The organism is Methylobacterium sp. WL19 (assembly GCF_008040005.1).
In the GTDB taxonomy this organism is placed as follows: Bacteria; Pseudomonadota; Alphaproteobacteria; order Rhizobiales; family Beijerinckiaceae; genus Methylobacterium; species Methylobacterium bullatum.
The window spans coordinates 1-6,178 of record NZ_VRVC01000193.1; the positions used below are offsets into that span (position 1 = coordinate 1).

The 6,178-nt window shown below is 67.1% G+C and carries 6 protein-coding genes; 5 read left to right on the plus strand and 1 reads right to left on the minus strand.

Annotated elements, in window-relative coordinates; all coding sequences use genetic code 11:
- The coding region (locus FV220_RS23535) for a sigma 54-interacting transcriptional regulator (RefSeq protein WP_147833426.1) at positions 1-1,706 on the minus strand (1,706 nt) is incomplete at its 3' end.
- A 160-nt stretch (positions 1,707-1,866) separates the two neighbouring features.
- Between FV220_RS23535 and FV220_RS23540 the strand changes: the two genes are divergently transcribed.
- The 5 genes from FV220_RS23540 (at position 1,867) to FV220_RS23560 (ending at position 6,169) form a co-directional block, all read left to right on the plus strand.
- Positions 1,867-3,228 carry a CmpA/NrtA family ABC transporter substrate-binding protein gene (locus FV220_RS23540; protein ID WP_056147642.1) on the plus strand — a complete coding sequence of 454 codons (1,362 nt, stop codon included), beginning with the start codon at positions 1,867-1,869 and terminating at the stop codon, positions 3,226-3,228.
- A gap of 3 nt (positions 3,229-3,231) precedes the next feature.
- A complete protein-coding gene (gene ntrB / locus FV220_RS23545) occupies positions 3,232-4,071 on the plus strand; it encodes a nitrate ABC transporter permease (RefSeq protein WP_056147646.1) in 840 nt (279 codons plus the stop codon).
- A 9-nt stretch (positions 4,072-4,080) separates the two neighbouring features.
- The gene (locus tag FV220_RS23550; protein WP_147833427.1) at positions 4,081-5,043 is read left to right on the plus strand and encodes an ABC transporter ATP-binding protein; all 963 of its coding nucleotides are present in this window, start codon (positions 4,081-4,083) and stop codon (positions 5,041-5,043) included.
- 61 nt (positions 5,044-5,104) lie between these two features.
- Complete coding sequence (gene cynS, locus FV220_RS23555) at positions 5,105-5,593, plus strand: cyanase (protein ID WP_018041857.1); 489 nt, start codon at positions 5,105-5,107, stop codon at positions 5,591-5,593.
- A 168-nt stretch (positions 5,594-5,761) separates the two neighbouring features.
- Positions 5,762-6,169 (plus strand): DoxX family protein, encoded by a 408-nt coding sequence (locus FV220_RS23560; protein ID WP_147833428.1) that lies wholly within the window; start codon positions 5,762-5,764, stop codon positions 6,167-6,169.
- The last annotated feature ends 9 nt before the right edge of the window (positions 6,170-6,178 follow it).

Below are 6,178 nucleotides of genomic sequence, written 5' to 3' on the forward strand. Positions count from 1 at the left end.
CCCTGCGGGCGCCGCCCCTCGACGGGACCGCTGCCCTCGGCCTCGGGCAGGTCGAACCGCAACCGCCCGCGCACGGCCAGGATCGCCGCCCGCTCGACGATGTTCTCCAGCTCGCGGACATTGCCTGGCCAGTCGTAGCGTGCGAGGCGGCGGACATCGCCTTCCGTGAGACGCAGGTCGGGCATGGCGAGGCGCCGGGCCACGCCCTTCAGGAAGTGCTGGGCGATGAGGGGAATATCCTCGGGCCGCTCGCGCAGGGGCACGGCCGCGATGGGGAAGACGTTGAGGCGGAAGTAGAGATCCTCGCGGAAGCGCCCCCGCTTCACCTCGGCCTTGAGGTCGCGGTTGGTGGCGGCCACGAGGCGGACGTCGACGAGGCGGGTCCGCTCGTCGCCGACCCTCTCGAATTGCCGCTCCTGCAGCACGCGCAGGAGCTTGCCCTGCAGGTCGATGGGGATTTCCCCGACCTCGTCGAGAAACAGGGTGCCGCCATCGGCGAGTTCGAACCGCCCGACCCGGTCGCGCAGGGCGCCGGTGAAGGCGCCCTTGGCGTGGCCGAAGAACTCGCTCTCGAACAGCTCGCGCGGGATCGCCGCGCAGTTCACCCGGATCAGCGGCCGGTCCCGACGGCGGCTCGCCTCGTGGATGGCGCGGGCGATGAGCTCCTTGCCGGTGCCGGATTCGCCGGTGACGAGGACGGTGGCGTCGGTGCCGGCCACGAGGTCGATCTGCCGGAGGGTCGCCTCGATGGCCGGAGAACGGCCGATGATGCCCTGGTGGTGCCCGCCCTCGCGGATTTCCTCGCGCAGATAGGCGTTCTCGAGCTCCAGGCGCTGGCGCAGGGAATCGACCTCCGCCAGGGCCTGGCGCAGGCGCTCGTCGGCCTCCCGCCGCTGGCTGATGTCGCGGAACACGATGACCGCGCCGAGGAGCCGGCCCCGGTCGCGGATCGGCGTCGAGGTGTATTCCACGAAGATCGGAGTGCCGTCCCGGCGCCAGAACACCTCGGTGTCGACCTGATGCACGGCCCCGTCGCGGAAGGCGGCGTAGATCGGGCAATCCTGGTGCGGGTAATGGCAGCCATCCGGGTGGCTGTGGTGGACGGTGGCATGCATGTCGCGCCCGACGAGATCGGCCGCGTCCCAGCCCAGCATGCGCTCGGCCGCCGGGTTGATGAAGGTGGTGATGCCCTCGGCATTGACCCCGTAGATGCCCTCGCCGGCCGCGCGCAGGATCAGCTGGTTCTCGCGCTCGATATCGCGAAAGATCCGCTCCATCCGCTGCCACTCGGACAGGCCGGCCCGCATATGCGCATCGGCCTCCGTATCCACGAGGCGGCGGCGACGCTCGTCGAGGTCGAACAGGCTGACGAGGAGGAGCGCCGGCTCACCCGGCAGGATCGTCCCGCTATATTCCACATGGAGGCCGTGCCCTTCCGCGTGCCTCGGCGAGAGGGCGTGGGTCCAGTCGCGCCCCCGCGCCTGCACGGCCTGGGTGAAGACGATCAGCGTCGGCACCTGTTCGGGATGAAGGCCGGTGACGCGCATGCCCCGCAGGACATCGGGATCGTAGCCGAGCAGGCGCGCGGCGGCCGGGTTGGCGTCCCGGATCTCGTCGGCCACCGGATCGAGCACCAGCATCGCTTCCGCCGCCCTGTCGAAGGCGGAGCCATAGGGCGAGGCGGTCGGCGCGTCTGATCTTTCCATCACGATATTTCGTAGCACAGGTCACGAAAAACCGTAATCGACGATATTTCGTAGCATGCGTCTTTATCTCAAACCTTTGTTTAGGCTACGCTTTTTATCGGAATTGCGGCTGGCACAGCGTTTGCCATGAAGAGAGCGTCTCCGCAGAAAGGTCCGCGACATGGCGCTCTTCGACGATCCGTTCAATGCCCGGCTGACCTTGAAGCGCGGCGGCTGCTCCTGCGGAAACCATCGCGATCAAGCCGCGCACGATGCCGAAGCCTTGTCCGGCGACGCCGCGATCACGCGAGCCGTCGAAGGCGCGGTGATGCGGGCCCTGTTCCCCGAGGATGCCCAGCGGCGCGCCTTCCTCAGGAGCGTCGGCGCGGCGACGGCGCTGGCCGCCGTGAGCCAGTTCTTGCCCACGAAATTCGTGGCCGAGGCCTTCGCGCAAGGGGCGAAGCCCGAGAAGACCGATCTCAAGGTCGGCTTCATCCCGATCACCTGCGCCACGCCGATCATCATGGCGAAACCCATGGGCTTCTACGAGAAGCAGGGGCTGAACGTGGAGGTGGTGAAGACCGCCGGCTGGGCGGTGATCCGCGACAAGACCCTGAACAAGGAATACGACGCCGCCCACATGCTGGCGCCGATGCCCATCGCCATCTCGCTCGGCGTCGGATCGAACCCCGTTCCCTACACGATGCCGGCGGTGGAGAACGTCAACGGCCAGGCGATCACCCTGGCGATGAAGCACAAGGACCGGCGCGACCCGAAAAGCTGGAAGGGCTTCAAGCTCGCGGTGCCCTTCGACTATTCGATGCACAATTACCTGCTGCGCTACTACCTCGCGGAAGCCGGGATCGACCCCGATACCGACGTGCAGATCCGCGCCGTCCCGCCGCCGGACATGGTCGCCAATCTGCGGGCCGACAACATCGACGGGTTCCTCGCCCCCGACCCGGTCAACCAGCGCGCGGTCTATGATGGCGTCGGCTTCATCCACATCCTGTCGAAGGAGATTTGGGACCGGCACCCGTGCTGCGCCTTCGCGGCCTCGCAGGATTTCGTCACCCAGACCCCGAACACCTACGCCGCCCTGCTCCGCGCCGTGATCGAGGCGACGGCCTATGCCTCGAAGATCGAGAACCGCAAGGAGATCGCCGCGCAGATCGCGCCGGCCAACTACCTCAACCAGCCGGTGACGGTGGTGGAACAGGTGCTCACCGGAACCTTCGCCGACGGCCTCGGCAATGTCCGCAAGGTGCCCGACCGCGTCGACTTCGACGCCTTCCCGTGGTCGTCCTTCGCGGTCTGGATCATGACCCAGATGAAGCGCTGGGGTCAGATCAAGGGCGATGTCGACTACAAGGCGGTGGCCGAGAAGGTCTATCTCGCCACCGACGCAGCCCGGCTGATGAAGGAGGCCGGCCTCACCCCGCCGACCGCCACGTCGAAATCCTTCTCGGTGATGGGCAAGGCCTTCGATCCGGCCAAGCCCGAAGAGTACCTGAACTCCTTCGCCATCAAGCGGGCGGGCTGAGCCATGAAGGCCTCACTCTCGCTCCGCGCCGGCATCGTCTCCCTGGCCGTCCTCGCCGCCTTCCTGCTGCTCTGGCAGATCGCGGTGGGCGGGGTCGCCAAGACCGAGGCCATGGACCCGGAATACGCGGCCCTCATGGGTGCGAGCGCCACAACCGGCAAGTCGGCGATGCCGGGGCCCCTCGACGTCGCCGCCACCGCCTGGAAGCACCTGAGGGACCCGTTCTACGATCGCGGCCCCAACGACAAGGGTCTCGGCATCCAGCTCGCCTATTCCATCGGCCGGGTGGCGCTGGGCTACGGTCTCGCGGTGCTGGTGGCCATCCCCATCGGCTTTCTCATCGGCATGTCGCCGCTGATGGGCCGGGCGCTCGACCCCTTCATCCAGCTCCTGAAGCCGGTCTCGCCGCTCGCCTGGATGCCGCTCGCCCTCTACACGATCAAGGATTCCAGCCTGTCGGCGATCTTCGTGATCTTCATCTGCTCGCTCTGGCCGATGCTGATCAACACCGCCTTCGGTGTCGCCGGAACGCGCAAGGAATGGCTCAACGTCGCCCGGACCCTGGAGGTCGGGCCGATCCGGCGCGCCTTCACGGTGATCCTGCCGGCCGCCGCCCCGACGATCCTCACCGGCATGCGCATCTCCATCGGCATCGCCTGGCTCGTGATCGTGGCGGCCGAGATGCTCGTGGGCGGAACCGGCATCGGCTACTTCGTGTGGAACGAGTGGAACAACCTCTCGATCACCAATGTGATCGTCTCGATCCTGGTCATCGGCCTCGTGGGCATGATCCTCGACCAGTTGCTCGCCCGGGCGCAGCGCCTCGTCACCTTCCCCGAGTGAGGCCGCGCCATGAGCAAGCTCATCCCCTTCGCGCGGCGCTCCGCGAGCGCCGCTCCCGACCCCGCCGCCGGGACCAGCCGCATGTCGTCCTCCGAAAAGTTCATCTCCATCGAGGGGATCGCCCGGCGCTATCCCGCCCCCGGCGGCAAGCCAAACACCGTGTTCGAGAACCTGTGGCTGCCCATGCGGCGGGGCGAGTTCGTCTGCATGATCGGCCATTCCGGCTGCGGCAAGACCACGGTGCTCAACATCCTGGCCGGGCTGGAGGCGCCGAGCGAGGGCGTCGTCATCGTCGACGGGCAGGCGATCGAGGGAACCAGCCTCGACCGGGCCGTGATCTTCCAGGGGCACGCCCTGCTGCCCTGGCGCACGGTGCTCGGCAACGTCGCCTATGCGGTCTCCTCGCGCTGGCGCAAGGCGTCCCGCGCCGAGGTGGAGGAGCGCGCTCGCAAGGCCATCGCCACGGTGGGACTCGCCGGCTCCGAGCATAAGCGCCCGTCCGAACTCTCGGGCGGCATGAAGCAGCGTGTCGGCATCGCCAGGGCACTCGCCATCGAGCCCAAGATCCTGCTCATGGACGAGCCGTTCTCGGCGCTGGACGCGCTCACGCGGGGCACCCTGCAGGACGAGGTCCGCCGCATCTGCATCGAGACCGGCCAGACCGTCTTCATGATCACCCACGATGTCGACGAGTCGATCTACCTCGCCGACCGCATCGTGCTGATGACCAACGGCCCCGAGGCCAAGGTGGCGGAGATCGTCGAGAACCCGCTACCCAAGCGCCGCGAGCGCGCGAACCTCCATCACGCGCCGGGCTATTACGCCCTGCGCAACCACCTGATGGACTTCCTCGTCAGCCGCTCGAAGAGCCTGCGGGACGCCATGCCGGCCGGCTACGACCAGCGCCACCCGCCCGTGGTGCGGCCGGGTTCGGACGGGCCGGAGCCGATCCCCGTCCCCGCCGCCTCCTAGATCGGCGCCTGTCAGATCCGCGCGCCGCCTCTCACCCACCTTCCTTCATCGGAGACCTCACATGAAGCGCGAAGACCTCACGGAAAAGCTCCTCGACATCAAGCGCGAGAAGGGCTGGACCTGGAAGCACATCCAGGCCGAGATCGGCGGACTCTCGCCGATCCTCATCACCGCCGCCTGCATGGGGCAGATGAAGCTGCCGAAGGCCCAGGCGAAGAAGGCGGCGGAGCTGTTCGGCCTGACCGAATCCGAGGAGCGGATGCTGAACGAGGCGCCCTATCGCGGCTCAATCCCGCAGATGCCGCCCACCGACCCGCTGATCTACCGCTTCTATGAGCTGGTGATGGTCTACGGCACCACCTGGAAAGAACTGATCCAGGAGGATTTCGGTGACGGCATCATGTCGGCGATCGATTTCAACATGACCATGGAACGAGAGCCCAACAACAAGGGCGACCGGGTGAAGATGAACCTGTCCGGAAAGTTTTTGCCGTATAAATATTATGACAACGAAGAAGGCGTGCCGGATTACGGCTTCAAGGAGCCGTAAATCTGGAGCCATGCTTCGAAAGCATTCTGGACTGTAGCGGCACCGCGGCTTCAAAAGAGGCCGCGGTGACTTTTCTCACGCGCGGCGAGTCGACGGCGGAGGGGGTTTCGTGCTGATTGCGGAGGCTTGGCCGCACGCACGGCCCTCCCCCTCGGAGATTGTTTCCGCATGAACCTCAACGCGATCTCGTCAACCTGGGGCCCCCGGCTTCTCAGCGTCCTGCGCATCGTCGCCGGCGTCCTGTTCCTGGAGCACGGCACGCAGAAGCTGTTCGGATTCCCCGTGCGCCTAGACGGCGGGGTGGCACCGGCGCTGTTCACGCTCTTCTGGTTCGCGGCCGTTCTCGAAATCGTCGGCGGCGCGCTGATCGTCCTCGGCCTGTTCACGCGGCCGGTGGCGTTCATTCTCTCCGGCCAGATGGCCTTCGCCTATTTCATCGCTCATGCGCCCAAGAGCCAGTTCCCGGCTCTCAACGGCGGCGACGCGGCCATCCTGTTCTGCTTCCTCTTCCTCTACCTCGCCGCGGCCGGCGCCGGTCCGTGGAGCCTCGACGCGCGGCGCCGCGGGCGGTTCTGAGCCGGGGCT